Origin of the sequence: Dactylosporangium sp. NPDC049525, from assembly GCF_040676755.1 — a bacterium.
GTDB lineage: Bacteria > Actinomycetota > Actinomycetes > Mycobacteriales > Micromonosporaceae > Dactylosporangium.
In genome coordinates, this window is record NZ_JBFAPO010000018.1 from 159,111 (window position 1) to 175,731 (window position 16,621).

A 16,621-nucleotide genomic window follows, 5' to 3' on the forward strand; every position below is an offset into this window, starting at 1 on the left:
ATGCGGTGGTTCCGGCGCAAGTCGGCCGACAGGCCGCTCACCGTCGACCCTGCGCGGCAGGAGGCGCTGGTCGCTGACGTCCGGCGGCGGTTCGGCGGGCATGTCCCGGGCAGGTTCCAGGAGCAGGCCGGCGCGCTGGTGCAGCTGCTCGGCGGCGACGACGGGCTGGCCGTCGCCGACCGGATCGTGCACGAGACGGCCGAGCGGGCCCGCACCGACCTCCTTGCCCAGGCCGCCACCCGTGGGTACGGCGTGGACCGGCGCAATTACCGCAGCATGTACCAGCAGACGGGCCTGCAGTACCAGCTCACGGAGCAGTCGGCGGGATGGCATCCGTACGTGCACCTCGTGGCGGCGTTGGCCGTGATCGAGGCCGACGTCAAGCGGGCGATGGTGCTGACCGATCCGAACTGGTTGCTGGTCCACACCCTGGAGCTGCTGGATCTCACGGTGTCGGGCTGGGAGTTCGGCCGGGTCCCGGTCAGCGCCGACGCCGCCGATCTCGCCACCCGCCTCATCGCGGCCGCGACCCGGATGCGGCTGACGGAGGACGAGCCGCCGGCGCTGCCACCCGGTATCCGCGAGGTGATGCGCAGCAACCGCACGCTGAACGTCCTCGACCAGTCAGGCGCGGTGATCGGTGCCATCAACGTGGGCGCGGAGACCCGCCGCTCATTCCTGATCTGAGGAACGGTCTGGGCAACGGTCTGGGAAACGACGCAACCCGGTGGATCGCTGTCCGCCCGCGAACAGGAATCCACCGGGTTGTGCGTCTCAGCCGAGCTGGCGGAACCAGGCCAGGGCCGCCGTGGTTCCCGTGATGTTCGAGCCGAGATGGGCCGAGCCGTCGTACGGATGGGTACCGACGTCGACGACGGCCGCCGAGCGCAGGCGGGCGGCGCAGTAGTCGCTGTTGGCGACCGGCACCTGCTCGTCGGCGCGGTCCACGAGCAGCCGTGCGGGCGCGCGGATGCCGTCGCAGGAGGCGTCGTGCTCGGCGAGTGCGGCGGCGAACGCCCCCGACGGTTCGCGCAGCACCGCCAGCCCGTGCGGCGTGAACAGTTCCTCCGGCGTGCCGGGCAGCGTCGCGACCAGGTCCTCGCCGGTGTGCACGCCGTCGTAGAGCCGTTCGACCTTCGCGGCGTACGGGGCGGCGAAGAACTCCTCCGGCCGCTGGTACAGCCCGTGCAGCCGGTTCCACGCCACGACCAGGTACGCGGTGTACCCGACGTTGTACGGCGGTGCCACGGTCCCGCCGATCAGCGCCGGCAGTTCGACGCCGCGCACGTCGAACGCCCCGGCGACGGGGGCGAGGGCACCCAGCCGGAACCAGTCGTCGGCGCCGCGTTCGAGGGTCCCGCCGAGCGCGGTCGCGGCGCTGCCGCCCTGCGAGAAGCCGGTCACGTACACCTCCCGCCGCAGGACGCGCCGCTGCCCGGCGGCCACCGTCCGTGCGGCGCGCAGCAGGTCCAGCGACGCCGACGCCTCCGTCGTGACGTTGAGGAACGGGTGCGGACCGGGCCCGAGCCCCATGCCGAGGTAGTCCGGTGCCACGGCGGCGAACCCGGCCGACGCGTAGGTCAACGCCGGTGCCACCGCCCAGCCGTCGCGCCACATCGACGGCGCGTCGGTCCGGTTGAGCTCCGTGCCGTGCGCGTACGACACGACCCGCAGCTGCCGTTCGCCGCTGCGCGGCAGGACCAGCAGGCCACTGGCAACCGTCGCCTGGCGCCGCGCGTCGATCGTGCGGTACAGCACCTGGTAGGTGTCGACGCCGAACCGGACGTCGCCGGTGCCGAACTGCGCCTCGGCGAGCGTGTTGCGTACCGCCTCCGCGTCCAGACCACGCAGCGGCTGCACTGCCACCACGTCGCCCCGACCGTCGTCCTCGCCCCGTGCCGGCTGCGCGACGGCGGCCGCGGCGCTCGACGCGCCCACCACCAGCACCAGCCCAAGGATTGTGGTGTACCTGAGGAATCTCATACCTGGACGCTATGGCTCGCAACGATCTGCTTCGATCCCGCTGCCCTGCGTCCTGGTGGTGGTGCCGTCCCCACCGCGCGTGCTGCGGCTACCCGGCCCCGGAGCCGGCCAAGGCGCATCGGCCGCGCCGGAGGGTCAGGCCGTGCGCCACTCGTGGCCGGCGCGGGTGTAGCCGGTGCGCTGGTGGGTGGCGAAGCGCTCGCCGTTCCAGCGGCGGGTGGAGACGGTCAGCTGGTCGCCGTCGGCCTCGATCAGGTTGTAGCTGTTGGGTTCGCCCTTGAGCCGGTTGGAGCAGGCGGTGCCGCTCTGCGCCACGACGAGACCGTCGACGACGCCGCTGTACGCGAGGTGGATGTGGCCGCCGAGCAGCAGGTCCGCGCGCCGGCGCAGGTGCCGCAGCGCCAGGTCCGACCGGCCGACCAGCCCCCGGGCCTGCGCTGACGGGGTGAGCAGGAACGGGTGGTGTGCGATGAGGACGCGCAGGTCGTCGCGCGGCGCCGCGTCGAACACCGCGGCGGTCGCGTTCACCTGCCGGGCGTCGATCCGGCCCCGCGACCAGTCGTGGTGCGGGCCCCATCGCCGGGCGGTGTTGACACCGACGGCGACCAGCCCGCCGGCGGTGTGCGTGACCACGTCGTGCGGGTCGGTGCCCAGGTGCCGCCGCCATTGCCGCCACGGGCGGCCGAACCGGGACCAGACCCGCCACCCTGGCAGGTCGTGGTTGCCGGGCACGACCAGCGCCGGGGCCGGCAGTTCGTCGAGGAAGGCGCGGGCCGCTCGGAACTCCGCCTCCCGCGCCGTCTGGGTCAGGTCGCCGCAGACCGCGACGAGCGTCGGCGCGACGTCACGCAGGTCGGCCAGCAGCGTCTGCGCGACCGCGCGGACGTCACGGCCGAAGTGCAGGTCGGAGAGCTGCGCGATGCGGACCTTCACCGGCTGCACGGGGCCGCCGTTCCCGGTGCCAGGACCAGCAGCGCGCCGGGCTGGATCGCATACCGCAGCGGCAGGTTCAGCTGCCCGATCTCGCCGTCGCTCATCACGCTCATCAACGCGAGCCTGGGCGATGTCACCTGTACGGTCCTGCCCTCGTACGCGCGGATCCGCGGGTCCTGCTGCCAGTTGCCGCGAAACAGCTTGGTGGCGACCGCGAGGAGGTCCCAGTTGGTCCGGTCGTGCGTGACGTACACCGCGAGGGTGCCGGCGTCGAGCCGGTCCCGGCCCGGCATCGGCGGTGGCCCGGCCGCGAGCGGGTTGCACGACACGACCACCGCCCTGGTCCGCACCTCGTACTTCCGCCCGCCGGTGCCCTGCCCGCCGGTGCCCTGCTCGCTGGTGTCTTGCCCGTCGACGACGATCGTGAGCCGCATCCGCGGGTACCGCCGCACCAGCCGCAGTCCCCGGCCCAGCAGCCGCAGCACACCCAGCCCGGCCCCGCCACGGGCGCGTTCGCGGAGCCGGCCGAGGTGCGGCATCATCGCCAGCATCGAGCTGCACAGGAACGGCTGTCCGTTGACCGTGGCCACGTCGATCCGGGCGACCGGCGCAGCCAGCAGCGTCTCCGCCGCGCGGTCCAGGTCGTCGGGCACGCCCAGGTCACGGGCGAGCACGTTCATCGTGCCGGCCGGGAGGACACCGAGCGGCACGTCGCTGCCCAGCAGGTGCTCGGCGACCGCCCGGACGGTGCCGTCACCGCCTGCGACGATCAGCGCGTCCGGCGCACCCGCCAGCAGCGCGCGCACGTCGGCCGCGAGCGTGTCCGGGTCGAACGCACGCAGCTCGGCCGCCACGCCGCACCGGTCGAACAGCCGGCCCAGCCGCTCCCGCGGTACCGGCCCGCCCCCGGCCAGCAGCGCGCCGGAGCGCCCGTTGTACACCACCGCGACGCGATCCACGCGCGCAGTCTAGGAGCCCGACGGCAAACTCCCGGCCAACGGTGCGCGCACGCTTCGCACCGGCGCCGGGCCTCACCCCGCGATGAGCTGCTGGCCGCCGTCGATGTCGTACGTGCCGCCGGTGAGCGCCTCGTTCGTCATGATGTGCACGGCCAGCGCGGCCACGTCCTGCGGTTGGACGACCCGCCGGATCGGCAGCGTGGCGCGCAGCTGCTCGCGGCGCCGTTCGAGGTCCTCGCCGAGCAGCGCCGCGGACAGCGGCGTGTCGACGAACCCGGCGGCGATGAGGTTGACCCGGATCGGCGCGACCTCCAGCGCCAGGTTCGCGGTGATCGCGGGCAGCGCGGCGGTGCCGAGCGCGGCGAACGTCAGTCCGGGCGCGGGTCGCCGGGCACCGGTGCCGCCCATGAAGAGCAGGGTGCCGCCGGGCCGTACCGTGCCGATGGCGAGACGGGCCACGGTGATCGGCAGCCACAGGTGCTCCTCCGTCGAGCGGCGCGCCGCCGCCACGTCGACGTCGGCGAGGCGCCCGTAGTAGGGGCGGCCCGCGGTGACCATCACGTGGTCGACGGTGCGGGGCAGCTCACCGAAGAACCGCGCGAGCGCGTCGGCGTCGGTGGCGTCGAACGCGCCGGTGTGCACCGTGCCGAGCTCGGCCGCGGCCTGCGCCAGGCGGCCGGGGTCGCGGCCGGTCAGGATGACGTCGGCGCCCTCGGTGCGGGCGCGGCGGGCGGTCTCCAGGCCGATGCCGGAGCTGCCACCGATCACGACGACCGCCTGCCCCGCGAGCACCCGGTAGTCGCTCATGCTGTGTCGTACCCCTCCCGGCCGCCGTCCTTCGCCTCTGATCGTCGGGGCGGCGGGCAGATGCCGCATCGCCCGGAAGAGGTGGCCGGGCGACGACCGCTCAGCCGGTCAGCCGGTGATGACGCGGATGAAGGCGTCGGCGATGACGGCGTGGCCGGGCAGGCCGGGGTGGATCCGGTCCTCCGCCCACAGGCTCGCCGGGGAGACCGCCAGCACGTCGTCGAAGGCGCGTTGCGTCGCCACGTGCGGCGCCCCGAACTCGGCGGCCAGCCGCGCCACCACGGCGGCGTAGCGGTCGCTCTCGGCGCGCTGCGGCTCGGTGCGGTCCGGTTCGATGAGGTACGGGTCGGCCAGCAGCAGCCGGCAGCCGGTGGCGTCGACCGCGCGGCGCAGCAGGGTACGCAGCGTGGCCTCGTACTCCGGCAGCGGGACAGCCTCGTCGGGGCGGCCGGCGAACGCCCGCCACACGTCGTTGATGCCGATCATCACGACGAGCCAGTCCGGCCGCTCGCCGACCGCGTCACGCTCCCACCGCGCCGCCAGGTCCCGCACGGTGTCGCCGCTGACGCCGCGGTTGACCCAGGTCAGCCGGGCCGCGGGGTGGCGGGCGGTGACGAACGCCCGGACCAGGCTCACGTAGCCGTCGCCGTACGGCGCGCGCACGTCGCGCCGCCCGCAGTCGGTGATGCTGTCGCCGATGAAGACGATGCGCTGGCCGGCCTCGAACATCATCGCGACATGATCTCACCACCCGGCGGTCCAGTCCTGACCCGCACCGCCTTCGCCGAGGTGCCGCACCGCACGTTCAGACGTCCCCGGCGAACAGGGCGACGTAGCGGGCCAGGTAGAGCGGCCATCCGTCGTCGCCGGCGACGCCGTCGCTGACGGCCTGCCAGCCGGGGCCGTGCCGGTCGAGGTGGCGGTGCTCCAGCTCGACGCGGGTGCGCTCCGGGGTCTCGGCGATGAAGGTGACCTCGACCTCGCTGGTGTTGTCGGGGTTGGTCTCGGGCTGCCACTGCGGGCTGATGTCCCAGCTGAACACGACGCGGTCCGGCGGTTCGTAGGCCAGCACCCGCGCCCACCGGCACTCGCTGCCGTCGGGGGCGCGGTCGTAGATGTGCCCGCCGACCTTCGGCTCGAACACGGTCTCGACGACGCTGGCGCCGAGGAGGTTGTGCTCCGGCGGCTTGAAGTCGCCGAACCGCTCGGTGAACACGGTGAATGCCCGTGCGATCGGCGCCGCGACGATGACGTGCCGGCGCACGATGACTTCGGTCAGTTCGGTCATTGCCCCTCCTCGGTGGGTGTTTCGGCGGCGTCCTGGTAGCCGTCCAGGGCCCGGCTCCAGAACGTGTCGAGCTGATCGCGCAGGGCGGCCACGCCGGCCGGGTTGAGCCGGTAGACCCGGCGGGTGCCGTCGGGCCGGTCGGTGACCAGCCCGGCGTCCTTGAGCACCTTCAGGTGTTGCGACACCGCAGGCCGGCTGATCGGCAACTCCTCGGCGAGCTCGCCGACGGCCCGCGGCCGCTCGGCCAGGCACGCGACGATCGCCCGCCGGGTCGGATCCCCCAGCGCGTCCCAGCCGTCGTCGACTTGGTAAGTAGCCACGAACGGTAAGCTACGACTTACGGTGCTCGTGGTCAAGCCCCGATCGCTCGACGGGGTGCAAGGCCGGCGATCGGCGTGCCGTCACCGGCAGCGACGGCCTACGATTCGGGGCATGGCGGCCGGTTCGAAGGACGACCCGTGGGTGTTGCGGACCCCACCAGGGTCATCGCAGTACACGATGCACCGCGACGAGGACGGCGACCCACCGGCACTGGTCTGCCAGGTCGGCAGCACCAGGCTGACATATCAGCTCCGCGCGATCGAAGACCTGCACGCGTGGCTGCTGGAACAGGGCGACTGGGTCCCGCTCGGCGCCGCCGACGAGAACAAACCCGCCGCCGACGGCACGGTCGAGGCCTGGGGACGCTCGGCCGGCAACCCGGCCGGCGGCTGGTACGGGCTGCGCAAGGGCTACCGCGGCCGGTTCGGCATGTACCTGCCGCCGCTGCTGGAGGAGCTCGGGCTGGCCGAGCTGACCCACGACGCCCGCAACAACCGGATGCGCGCCGTCTGACTACGGTTGGCACGTGGACACGGACACGGTGGTGATCGCGCGGGTCGTCGAGGGCCTGCGCTGGGACGCGCTCGACGACGACGAGGTGGCGGGGCGCGGCCACGCGCTGCGCCGGCCCGACGGGCGGGTGTTCCTCGGCGTCGACGCGTGGGACGACGACGTCTTCCACCGGCTGGTGACCACGATGCTGGGCGACCTGCCCGGCACGGTCTACACCCTGGTGGACGACGACGACCGGGACGCACAGACCCGCTGGCGGGACGCCGGGTTCGTGGTGTGCCGGCAGGAACGCCTGTACACCGTGCCCACCGACCCGCAGGTCACCGGGCTCGACGAAGTCACGCCCCCGCCGGGCGTGACGATCCTGCCGCTGGGGCAGGCCGAGGAGGGGCCGCTCAGCGACCTGGACCGGCAGGTGCGCGCCGAGGTGAGCGCCACGCTCGGGTGGCAGTCCATGCCCGTGGAGATGTTCGCCCGGCCCGACGGGACACTCGGCGTGCTCGACGCGTCCAAGCACGTCGTCGCCGTGCAGGACGGCCGATACGTCGGGCACGCGCGGATCGCCCTGCTGCCCCGCCGCTCGCGGCTGGGGCTCGTCGCCGTGCTCGAGGCGCACCGGCGGCGCGGGCTGGCCCGGGCGATGCTCGCGGAGCTGCTGGGCTCGTTGCACGGCACCGGGATCGGCTCGGTGTTCACCGAGGTGGACGACCGCAACGCGCCGGCCGCGGCACTGTTCGAGGCCATCGGCGCGCAGCAGGTCGGCGGCGCCATGGAACTGCTGCACCGCTGAGCCCCACGCGCGTCACCGCCGGCGACCGGCCAGCTTCACGAGCCGCGCGGCCACCGCCTCCGGCTCGACGAGCTGGTGCAGGTGCTGGCCGGGCAGGTGCTCGACGTCCCAGCCCCGCTCCCCCGCGTCCTGCGCCTTCGGGCCGTAGTGTTCGCTGAACCACAGGTACCCGCACGGCCCGGCGTCCCAGCCGTCCGGGACGGGAATCTCCTGCTGGTAGTACGTGAACGGCAGGCGCGGCACCTCGGCCTCGACGGCCCGCCGTGTCCCCGGGTCCGGGAACAGCCCGGCGACGTCGGCGTCGGGCCACCAGGCGGTCCACGGCGGCAGCCGGCCGTCCGAACCCGCGGTCCACAGCCGGTCCGGCACGCTCGACGCGACGATCCGCGTCGGCCCGGTGCGGGCCGGCAACGCCGCGTCGACGAACACTCGGCCGGCAACCGGCTCCCGCAGCGCCTCGACGATGACCGGGACGAAGTACCCGGCGTTGCTGTGCGCCACCACCACCAGCGGCGCGCCCGCGGGCAGGCCGGCGACGGCATCGGCGACCCGCCGGGCGATCCCCGGCCAGAACGGCGGCGCCGCGTCCGTCACGCCGAGCAGCGAGGGCACCACCGCCGCCACCCCCGCCGCCGTCAACGCCGACGCCACCGGCGCCCACGTCAACGGCCCCACCAACGGGCTGTGCACCAGCACGAACGCGACATCCACCGGCCCATTGTGGGCTCCGGGTGTCGAAAAGGCCGTCGGAGGAACACCGACAATTCGCGCACCGATGAGGTTTCCGCGCCGCGCCCGTCTGTACGTATAAGAGCTACTCACGAGAGGCTGGCATGATGCGGAAACTGACCTTCGGCATGAACGTGACCCTGGACGGCTATATCGCCGCGCCCGGCGACGACCTCGGCTGGAGTGGGGGTGAGGGACCGGACTCGTCGTCGAGCGACGAGCTGTTCCAGTGGTGGTCCGACCGGGTGGGGGCGACGGGCCTGGCGCTGTATGGGCGCAAGCTGTGGGAGACGATGAGTTCCCACTGGCCGACCGCCGACCAGCGGCCCGGCGCCACACCGGCGGAGATCGAGTTCGCCCGCCGCTGGCGGGACATGCCGAAGGTGGTGTTCTCCTCGACGACCAGCACGGTCGACTGGAACACCCGCCTGGTCACCGGCGACGCGGTCGCCGAGATCACCCGGCTCAAGACCGAGGACGGCGGCCCGATGGACATGGTCGGCGCCACACTCGCCGCGGCGGCCATGCGGGCCGGGTTGATCGACGAGTACCTGCTGGTCACATACCCGGTCCTGGTGGGCGGCGGTACGCCGTTCTTCACCGCGCTGGACAGCTGGGTGAACCTGAACCTCGTGGAGACGCGGACATTTCCCGGCGGCGTCCTGCTGACCCGATACGAGACGAGGCGATGAGCACGGTCCAGCTGCCCGGCTCGTGAGGCCGGGTCGAGATCGTTCCTGAAGCCCCGCCGGCAACACCGGCGGGGCTTGTCCGATCACAGCGTCGGGGGCAGGTCCAGCCATGGTTTGTCGGCGGCGTCGAATCCGGTGAGCTCGGCGATCTTCCCGTCGACGACGTGCAGGACCGCGATGGCGAACAGCCGGTACTCCGGGTCGTCAGGGGTGCGGACGTACAGCACGGCGGCGGGCATGCGGTTGACCGTCGTGGTGATACAGCGCCAGTCGTCGTGGCCGGGCTGGAAGAGCCCACCGGAGACCCAGCCGTCCACCGCGTCCTTGGCCGTGACGACCGAGGTGCCCGCCTCGGGCAGCATCACGAAGCGCAGGTCGTCGCGCAGCAGGGAGGTCAGCCCGGCGAGGTCGTTGCGCTCATGGGCGTCGATATACAACTTCACCACGCCGCGCTCGTCATCCGACAGCTCGTGGGTGGCGGGTCTCCGCCAGTCGAGGCGGCGGTCGGGCAGCTGCTCGCGCATCGTCACACGGGCCCGCTGCAGTGCGCTGGTCACCGATGCGACGGTCAGCTCGAGGGCGTCGGCGGCCTTCGCCGCCGGCCAGCCGAGGACGTCGCGCAGGATGAACACCGCCCGCTGCCGCGGCGGCAGGTGCTGGACGGCGACGATGAACGCCAGCTCGATCGTCTCCCGCGCCACCACCGATTCCTGCGGGTCCTCGGGGAGCATCCGGTCGGGGTACGGCTGCAGGTACAGCACCTCGGAGCCGACGTCCGCCAGCTCGGTCGGCACGGGTGTGCGGTCGTTGCGCTTCTCCAGGAAGTCGAGGCAGGCGTTCGTCGCGATCCGGTACAGCCAGGTCCGCAGGGCCGCGTGGCCCTTGAACGACGCCCGCTTGTTCCACGCTCGCAGGAACGTCTCCTGCGTCATGTCCTGGGCGTCCTCGTAGTTCGCGAGCATCCGGTAGCAGTGCACCTGAAGCTCACGCCGGTGGCGCTCCGTAATGAGCGCAAACCGCGCCGTGTCGTCGGAGCGGGCCGCCGCGATGAACGCGGCCTCGTCGGCGGCCAGCAGTCTGGCGTCGGTCATGGTCATCAATCCTTCCACCGGTGCGAGAAGCTAACAGAACTGACGACGTGACGGAGGATTTCTGATCGGTGGTCTAGTCGGGGGCTGCGGTGTCGAGGGCGGCACCGGCCTGGTCGGCGAGGGTGACCGCGACCAGGCGGGCCTGCAGCGGCACGACCGCCCCGCGGGTCGGCTGGAGCATGAACCGGCCATGGAACCGTCCACCGGCGGACGCCCGCAGTTCGACCTCCTCGTCCGGGAACCTGTCCCGGTTGGGGTTCCTGCGGATGCGGCCCTGGGTGATGCTGCCGTCGCGCTCCAGGCGGGCCGGACGGCCGAGCAGGGTCCCGTACTCGAACCGGCACCCCTGCAGCTGCAACAGGTCGATCAGCTGCGTCCGCACCTGGTTGACCACGTCACGACCCTGCGCGCCCGACTCGACCAGCGCGGCGGTGCGCTGAATCTGCGCCAGCTGGTCGGCGTCGGTGATCGTGACCAGGTACAGGCGCCGGGCCCGGGCCGCGAGCTGTGACACCGCCAGGGCCACGACGAGCAGCAACACCGCCGTGGTGACGTCGGCCGACGCGGTGATGGTGAACCGCCCGTAGGGTGCGGTGAGGAACAGGTCGAACCACGCCGCGGCCGACACCGCCGCGAGCGCACCCGCCAGCCGGTTCCCGAGCGCGGCCACCGCCACCACAACCACGACCAGGACGAGCGCCGCGTTCGCCGCGGACAGGCTGTCACGGAACAGGGTCAGCGCCGCGGCGACCACCGGTGGGGCCACGACGGCGGCACCGAACGCGAGTATGCCTCTGCCGGGAAACCTGAGCACGGACACACCTCCTCGCCCTCCGGTGCGACCGTACCGCGCGAATTTTGCTCACCGGCGCAGTTTGCGCCGGACCACCCCGACCACCTGATGCACCTCCTGCACCCGGAGCACCGCGGCCGTGCCGAAGTACGCCACGAGCACCGTCATACCGCCGACCAGCAGCTGCAGCAGCGCCTCCCCGCGGCCGTCCGGCGAGCCGGCACCGGGCAGCATGCGCACCACCAGCAGACCCAGCACGGCGGCGACAGCCGAGGCGGCGAGCACCTTGCCGAGGGCGACCGCGACCGCGCCGAGGTTGAGCCGGCCGATCCGGCGGCGCAGCACGCTCAGCGAGATGACCGCCGACACCAGGTAGGACAGCGCGTTGCCGGCCGTCATACCGACCGCGGACAGCGACCTGTCCAGGACCGCGGCCAGCACGAAGTAGGCACCGATCCGGACCGCCACGACCGGCAGGTTGATCAGCGCGACCGTCTTGTTCGCCTGCAGGGAGTAGAAGGCGTAGGTGCACAGATAGCTGATCGAGAGCGGGAGCACCGCGAACGCGGCCACGACGAGCACGGCACCGGTGGCAAGGGCGGCGTCGTTGCCATACGCACCGCCCTGGAAAAGGGTGACGGCGATGGGGACGCCGAGCACGCCGTAGACCACGGCGATCGGCGCCAGCGCCGCGGCGGTGAGCCGGATGCCGCGGCTCAGGTCCGCGCTGACGTCGGCATACCGGCCCTCCGCGGCGGCGGCGCTCATCCTGGGCAGCAGCGCGGTCATCACCGACACGCCCACGATCCCGTGCGCCATCATGGTCAGCAGGAAGACGTTGTTGAACGCCAGGACGCTGGCGCTGCCCTTGCCGGCCACCCGGGTGAGGATCCGGACCACGATGAAGACGGCCACCTGGTTGGCCGCGACATAGCAGAGCATCCAGCCGGCCAGCTTGCCGATCTCGCGCAGCCCGAGCGCGCGGGGGTCCCACCGCCACCGCCAGCTGAACCCGACCTTGCGCAGCGCCGGCAGCAGGCCGACGGCCTGCACCACCATGCCGAGCAGGGTGCCGAGGCCGATGAGCGCGATCCGGCCGCCGGTCATGTCCTCGGGCCGCAGGCCCTTCGCGGTGCCGAAGACCAGGATGAAGACGCCGCAGGCCGCGATCACCACGAGGTTGTTCAGGATCGGCGCCCACATCGGCGCGGCGAAGTGGCCGCGCACGTTCAGCACCGCGCCGATCAGCCCGGAGATCCCCGTGAAGAAGATGATCGGCAGGATCAGGTACGCGATGTGGGTGACCAGGTCCCGGTACGGCTTGGACGTCGCGTCGCTGGACTGGATCGCAGTGATCAGCGGGGCGGCGGCCACCACCAGCAGCGTCGCCACGCCGAGCGACACGGCCGCGAAGGTGAGCAGCTTGCGGGTGAACTCCAGACCGCCGTCCGGGTCCGCCTTGCGGCGGCGGACCAGCAGCGGGATCAGCACGCTGGACAGGATGCCGCCGAGCAGCAGCTCGTAGATCTGGCCGGGAAGGAACTGCGCGCTGGTGTAGGCGTCGCCGATGCCGGCGCCGAGCGTCATGCCGATCAGCGCGTTGCGGACGAAGCCGATCACCCGGCTGACCAGACTGCCGATGGCCATGATCGCGCTGTTGCCGGCGGTGCCGCCCTCCTCGGACGCGTCACCTCCCGCCGGCGGAAGTTCTTCCAGCGCGTCACCTCCCGCCGGCGGAACCTCCTCCGGCACCGCGCCCGGCGGCGGCGAGTCCACCGAGATCAGGGTGACGCCACTCTCCACCGGCGTCGCACCGTCCGGCGCGGCGTGCGCACTGCGGTACAGGCCGCCGTTCAACCAAACCTCCCGAGCTGTCCGAACACCGCAGTCTCCGCCACGGCACCCCTCGACAGTCAACCCAACTCGCGACTTCGCGGGCAATGCCCCCGGCCGTCAAGATTCCGTATGTTCCCGACTGAGCTGCGTCGTCCGTCGCAGCCGGTAAAGCTTCCTAGGCTGCTAGGTTGTAGGTCTGGCAGATGAGCTCCAGCGCCGTGAACCTGATCGGCCGCCCACCCGACTGTTCATGGTGACGGGAGGGCGAGATGACCGATGAGCTGCTGGTGGTGCGCGCTCAGCTGGGCGAGCGGGCGGCATTGGCCGAGCTGGTGATCCGGTGGCGCGTGCCGGCCCGATCGGCGTCCAGCGCATGCTGGACGCCGATCGGGCCGAGGACGTCACGCAGGAGATCTGGCTGGCGGTGGTTCGTGGCCTGCCACGGCTGCGGGACCCCGCCCGGTTCACCCCCTGGCTGTTCGCCATCGCCCGGCGATCGGTGATCGACCGCCTCCGGACGGAGTACGCCCGGGAGCACGAGACACCGGCGCGGGACGAAGCGCCGGTCGAGGACCCGATCGAGGCCGTGGTGGCCCGGGCGGAGCTCGTCGACGGGCTCGCGAGCATGCCGGTGATGGAGCGGGAAGTCCTCGTCCTGCACTACCTGGAGGACCTGTCGGTGCATGACTGCGCGCAGATCTGCCAGGTCCCGGTCGGCACGGTCAAGTCCAGGCTGAACCGGGCCCGTCGCCTGCTGCGGGAACACCTGAACGGGAAGGGGTACCGGTCATGACTGACGAACCGCGCCAGTCGGAGCGGGAGATGCTCGACCAGCTCGAGGCGATGCGCGCACCAAGGACACGCATCCGCGCGGTGGCGGCGCTGCTGGCCGGGCTGGCCGGCACGGTCTTCATGACCTCGCTGTGGTGGAGCGAGCCTGGTCCGCTGCCGGTCCGCACCCACCTGTCGTTCGCGCTGCTCACCGTGTTCTGCCTCGCCTGGGCCGGCTACGGAGGCTGGCTGCTGATGCGGCGGGTGCCGTTGTTCGCCACCGAGCAGGTGGTTGCCGCCTGGATCGCCCTGACTGCCTCCGTGGCAACGACCGGGGTCTCGGCCGTCGCCGCGGCCCGAAGTGGGGCAAGCCTGGTGGCCGCGTTGGCCACCGGGGGGCTGTTCATGGCGGCGGCGCTGACGCTGGCCGTGCGCGCCCACACCCGCCGCGCCGCGCTCCTGCGCCGCATGCGGCAGCTGGCCCAGAAGGAACAGGCGTGAACGCCGCCGATGACACGAAGGGAACCACATCGATGCTCCACAATCCGAAGCTGATCCGCCGCACATTCGGTCGGACGACGCTGATCGTGGTGACGCTGCTCGTCGCCGCGGCGCTCCTCGCCGGCGTCATCATGTTGCTGAGCTGACCTGACGCACTCCGGTGCGCTGCCACCTCAACCCCGGGCGGACCGGCCGGTCCGTCGCGCCAGGCCGGTGCGGAGCAGGGCCACCAGGCGGCGTGCATGAGTGGCGTCGGTGGCGAGGGCGGCGCCGCTGGCCAGGGCCAGGACGTCAGTGGCGGTGAGGTCTGGGCGCAGGTGCGGCTGTGCGCGGCCGACCAGGGCGTCGGCGGTGGCGGTGATGGCGGCGTGCCACCTGCTGAACAGCGAGGTGCGCAGGGCGTTGGCCTCCTCGGTCGCGGCCAGCGCGAGGGGGCGCTTGGTCGCCACGTGCACCACGAAGTCGTCCAGCCAGGCGAACAGGGCGTCCAGGGGCTCGGCGGCGTCGAGCAGCTCCGTCCCGCGCCGGCAGAGCGCGTCCACCTCGTCGGCGTACACGGCCACCAGCAGGTCCGCCCGGGTCGGGAAGTGGCGATACAGCGTGGCGTTGCCGATGCCGGCGCGGCGCGCGATCAGGTCGAACGCCACGTCGTTGCCCTCCTCGGCCAGCACCTCCCGGGCCACGGCGAGCAGCCTGGCGGCGTTGCGGGAGGCGTCCGCCCGGGGGGCGCGCTTGCTATCTGGGGACATCCCCGGATACGGTACCGGCAACGTAAACGGGGAGCACCCCACTTTCGTTGGGAGCGGCGCGTGGAGCTCAGCGCGAACGACCGGGCTGCGATCACCGACCTGATCAACCGGCACGGGCATCTGGCAGACCACGGTGACTTCGACGGCATGACGGCACTGTTCACCGAGGACGTCACCTATGACGTGACCGCCCTGGGCGGCGGCGTGATGGTGGGTCTGGCGGCCGGCCGCGAAGCCGCACTGGCCCTGGGCGACGCCAACCCTGTCGCCCACCATGTCACCAACATCGTGCTCGACCAGACGGCCGACGGCGTCGTCCACGCCCTGTCCAAAGGGCTCGGCGTCATGACGGACGGATCGGTCGGCAGCGTCACCTACGAGGACACCGTCACCCGGACGGCGGAGGGCTGGCGGATCACCCATCGCATCGTCCGCCCACGCCGCACACCCCTGCAAGCCTGACCGCGCCATCCGGATCTACGCGGAGGCGCGGACCAGCACGTCCTCGACGTGCCGGAGCATGTCGCCGGCCGCCGGTGCCCAGGCCGTGTCGCTGTGGCAGGCGATCGTCAGCAGCGCCGCGGCCGGTCGGTGCTGGACCGAAAAGATGTAGCGCGACCCGCCGGGGCGGTCGGCCTGTTCGCAGATGCGGTCCTGCACGGCAGGGTCGGTGAACGGGATGGCCTCGGCGCCGAGGGAGCGGCTGTTCGCCGCGCTGCCCACGATGGATGCATCGACGTAGTTGAACCGGGCCGCGGCCGCGCCCGTCGCGGCCAGGTCGCCGAGGACTTCGGCGCCGATCGCCTCGGCCCGCGCCGGGTCGAGGTTGGCGAACCGGTGGCCGTGCAACTGGCCGCTGGCCGTGGCCGCCAGCCGCGCGGCCAGGTCGCCGGCGCCCGGCACGAGGACGGGCACCGGCATGACCGCCTTGCGAACCGACGCCTGCGTGCCCGCCGAGAGCCGGTTCGCGGCCAGCGATCGGATGCCGGCGCACGGCGAGCCCTCGACCAGGCTGATCGCCGAGCCGAACGCGGTCAGGTAGACCGCCGACACCGGCATGCCGGTGCGGGTGGCGATGGCCTGGGCGGCTCGGGCGGCGTGCGCCGAGGCCAGCCACCGCGACTGGAGCACCGGGTCCGCCGGCGCCGCCCCGCTGCTCGGGCGCCAGCCGGCCAGCCCGTCGCGCAGCGCGCCCAGCTGGCGCCGCCAATGCGCCTCGGCGCGCTGGGCATAGGCGCGGCCCGATTCGGACGCCTCCCATTCGGCGGTTTCCAGAGGCTGTTCCGGCGTGGGCCGGCCGTCGAACGCCGCGCGTCCGCTCGCGCGACTCCGCAAGGCCTGCAAGAAGTCGGTGCGGAGCACCCGCATGCCCCACCCATCGACCGCGGAATGATCGACGACAATGCCGATCCGCTGCACGGCGCCGGTGGCGACCTCCAGCACGAAGCGCACCGGCTGCTGCGTGGCGAGCCGGAACGCCGTGGCCGAGGCCGCCGCGATCGCCTGGTCCGCTGCCGGGCCGGCCGGCGCGACCGTCACCACCTCGCCGAGCCGCTCGGCCGTCGGGAGCACGTGCTGCTCGCGCCGGCCGGAGCCGGTCGTGGGCAGCAGCGACCGCAGCCCCTCGTGCCGGTCGAGCAGGTCACCGATCGCCGCCAGCACGACGCCCAACCGTGCGGCGCCACCGTCGATGACGCTGGTGAAATTCGTGGCGTACGACCACGGCGCGTCCGCGTCGATGCCGACATCCATGAACCACTCACGTTGCGCGCAGGTTAGCGGGCCACGTCGAGTCGAGTTCATTCCGGTTCCAGTCCAGTTTCTAAAGTGGGGTGCGTGAGATATTGCAGGACTTCACTGCGTCA

At 72.5% G+C, this 16,621-nt stretch carries 21 protein-coding genes; 8 read left to right on the forward strand and 13 right to left on the reverse strand.

Annotation, left to right across the window (positions count from 1 at the left end):
- Positions 1 to 687: a hypothetical protein gene (locus AB0K00_RS25860; protein WP_363524502.1), complete on the forward strand. Its 687-nt coding sequence runs from the start codon at positions 1 to 3 to the stop codon at positions 685 to 687.
- 87 nt (positions 688 to 774) lie between these two features.
- On the opposite strand, the gene AB0K00_RS25865 is transcribed toward AB0K00_RS25860, so the two are convergent.
- The 7 genes from AB0K00_RS25865 to AB0K00_RS25895 form a co-directional block, all read right to left on the reverse strand.
- A complete protein-coding gene (locus AB0K00_RS25865) occupies positions 775 to 1,983 on the reverse strand; it encodes a lipase (protein ID WP_363524504.1) in 1,209 nt (402 codons plus the stop codon).
- Positions 1,984 to 2,118: 135 nt separating this feature from the next.
- Positions 2,119 to 2,916, reverse strand: coding sequence for a metallophosphoesterase (locus AB0K00_RS25870; RefSeq protein WP_363524507.1), 798 nt, complete (start codon positions 2,914 to 2,916; stop codon positions 2,119 to 2,121).
- On the reverse strand, positions 2,913 to 3,875 hold the full coding sequence (locus AB0K00_RS25875; RefSeq protein WP_363524510.1) for a diacylglycerol kinase family protein: 963 nt from the start codon (positions 3,873 to 3,875) through the stop codon (positions 2,913 to 2,915). The genes AB0K00_RS25870 and AB0K00_RS25875 overlap by 4 nt, the downstream gene beginning before the upstream one ends.
- Before the next feature lie 72 nt (positions 3,876 to 3,947).
- Positions 3,948 to 4,682, reverse strand: a complete 735-nt coding sequence (locus AB0K00_RS25880; protein ID WP_363524513.1) for an SDR family oxidoreductase — start codon at positions 4,680 to 4,682, stop codon at positions 3,948 to 3,950.
- Between the two features lie 108 nt (positions 4,683 to 4,790).
- Entirely contained in the window at positions 4,791 to 5,414 is a 624-nt protein-coding gene (locus AB0K00_RS25885; RefSeq protein WP_363524516.1) for an SGNH/GDSL hydrolase family protein, read from the reverse strand.
- 73 nt (positions 5,415 to 5,487) lie between these two features.
- A complete protein-coding gene (locus AB0K00_RS25890; protein WP_363524518.1) occupies positions 5,488 to 5,970 on the reverse strand; it encodes an SRPBCC family protein in 483 nt (160 codons plus the stop codon).
- Positions 5,967 to 6,290, reverse strand: a complete 324-nt coding sequence (locus AB0K00_RS25895) for a metalloregulator ArsR/SmtB family transcription factor (protein ID WP_363524521.1) — start codon at positions 6,288 to 6,290, stop codon at positions 5,967 to 5,969. Before AB0K00_RS25895 ends, AB0K00_RS25890 begins: the two co-directional genes overlap by 4 nt.
- Before the next feature lie 112 nt (positions 6,291 to 6,402).
- Between AB0K00_RS25895 and AB0K00_RS25900 the strand changes: the two genes are divergently transcribed.
- Entirely contained in the window at positions 6,403 to 6,804 is a 402-nt protein-coding gene (locus tag AB0K00_RS25900) for a DUF6855 family protein (RefSeq protein WP_363524524.1), read from the forward strand.
- 13 nt (positions 6,805 to 6,817) lie between these two features.
- Positions 6,818 to 7,594, forward strand: coding sequence for a GNAT family N-acetyltransferase (locus AB0K00_RS25905; RefSeq protein WP_363524527.1), 777 nt, complete (start codon positions 6,818 to 6,820; stop codon positions 7,592 to 7,594).
- Between the two features lie 12 nt (positions 7,595 to 7,606).
- Here the strand turns inward: AB0K00_RS25905 and AB0K00_RS25910 are convergent, their stop codons facing one another.
- Positions 7,607 to 8,305 (reverse strand): alpha/beta hydrolase, encoded by a 699-nt coding sequence (locus AB0K00_RS25910; RefSeq protein ID WP_363524530.1) that lies wholly within the window; start codon positions 8,303 to 8,305, stop codon positions 7,607 to 7,609.
- Between the two features lie 122 nt (positions 8,306 to 8,427).
- Here AB0K00_RS25910 and AB0K00_RS25915 point away from each other — a divergent pair, with 122 nt between their 5' ends.
- On the forward strand, positions 8,428 to 9,015 hold the full coding sequence (locus AB0K00_RS25915) for a dihydrofolate reductase family protein (protein WP_363524533.1): 588 nt from the start codon (positions 8,428 to 8,430) through the stop codon (positions 9,013 to 9,015).
- 83 nt (positions 9,016 to 9,098) lie between these two features.
- Here AB0K00_RS25915 and AB0K00_RS25920 read toward each other — a convergent pair whose 3' ends face one another.
- The 3 genes from AB0K00_RS25920 to murJ form a co-directional block, all read right to left on the reverse strand.
- A complete protein-coding gene (locus AB0K00_RS25920) occupies positions 9,099 to 10,106 on the reverse strand; it encodes an RNA polymerase subunit sigma-70 (RefSeq protein ID WP_363524536.1) in 1,008 nt (335 codons plus the stop codon).
- A gap of 73 nt (positions 10,107 to 10,179) precedes the next feature.
- Positions 10,180 to 10,920 (reverse strand): DUF4118 domain-containing protein, encoded by a 741-nt coding sequence (locus AB0K00_RS25925; RefSeq protein WP_363524539.1) that lies wholly within the window; start codon positions 10,918 to 10,920, stop codon positions 10,180 to 10,182.
- A gap of 48 nt (positions 10,921 to 10,968) precedes the next feature.
- Positions 10,969 to 12,756 (reverse strand): murein biosynthesis integral membrane protein MurJ, encoded by a 1,788-nt coding sequence (gene murJ / locus AB0K00_RS25930; protein ID WP_363524542.1) that lies wholly within the window; start codon positions 12,754 to 12,756, stop codon positions 10,969 to 10,971.
- A gap of 319 nt (positions 12,757 to 13,075) precedes the next feature.
- Between murJ and AB0K00_RS25935 the strand changes: the two genes are divergently transcribed.
- Genes AB0K00_RS25935 through AB0K00_RS25945 form a run of 3 tightly spaced genes read left to right on the forward strand, consistent with a single transcriptional unit; the run spans position 13,076 to position 14,153 of the window.
- Complete coding sequence (locus AB0K00_RS25935) at positions 13,076 to 13,528, forward strand: RNA polymerase sigma factor (protein WP_363524545.1); 453 nt, start codon at positions 13,076 to 13,078, stop codon at positions 13,526 to 13,528.
- Positions 13,525 to 14,007, forward strand: a complete 483-nt coding sequence (locus AB0K00_RS25940; RefSeq protein ID WP_363524548.1) for a hypothetical protein — start codon at positions 13,525 to 13,527, stop codon at positions 14,005 to 14,007. Before AB0K00_RS25935 ends, AB0K00_RS25940 begins: the two co-directional genes overlap by 4 nt.
- Positions 14,004 to 14,153 carry a hypothetical protein gene (locus tag AB0K00_RS25945; protein WP_363524551.1) on the forward strand — a complete coding sequence of 50 codons (150 nt, stop codon included), beginning with the start codon at positions 14,004 to 14,006 and terminating at the stop codon, positions 14,151 to 14,153. Before AB0K00_RS25940 ends, AB0K00_RS25945 begins: the two co-directional genes overlap by 4 nt.
- 27 nt (positions 14,154 to 14,180) lie before the next feature.
- Here the strand turns inward: AB0K00_RS25945 and AB0K00_RS25950 are convergent, their stop codons facing one another.
- A complete protein-coding gene (locus AB0K00_RS25950) occupies positions 14,181 to 14,756 on the reverse strand; it encodes a helix-turn-helix domain-containing protein (protein ID WP_363524554.1) in 576 nt (191 codons plus the stop codon).
- 60 nt (positions 14,757 to 14,816) lie between these two features.
- On the opposite strand from AB0K00_RS25950, the gene AB0K00_RS25955 reads away from it, so the two are divergent.
- Positions 14,817 to 15,218 (forward strand): nuclear transport factor 2 family protein, encoded by a 402-nt coding sequence (locus AB0K00_RS25955; RefSeq protein WP_363524557.1) that lies wholly within the window; start codon positions 14,817 to 14,819, stop codon positions 15,216 to 15,218.
- A 15-nt stretch (positions 15,219 to 15,233) separates the two neighbouring features.
- On the opposite strand, the gene AB0K00_RS25960 is transcribed toward AB0K00_RS25955, so the two are convergent.
- Entirely contained in the window at positions 15,234 to 16,559 is a 1,326-nt protein-coding gene (locus tag AB0K00_RS25960) for a condensation domain-containing protein (RefSeq protein WP_363524560.1), read from the reverse strand.
- Positions 16,560 to 16,621 lie beyond the last annotated feature (62 nt).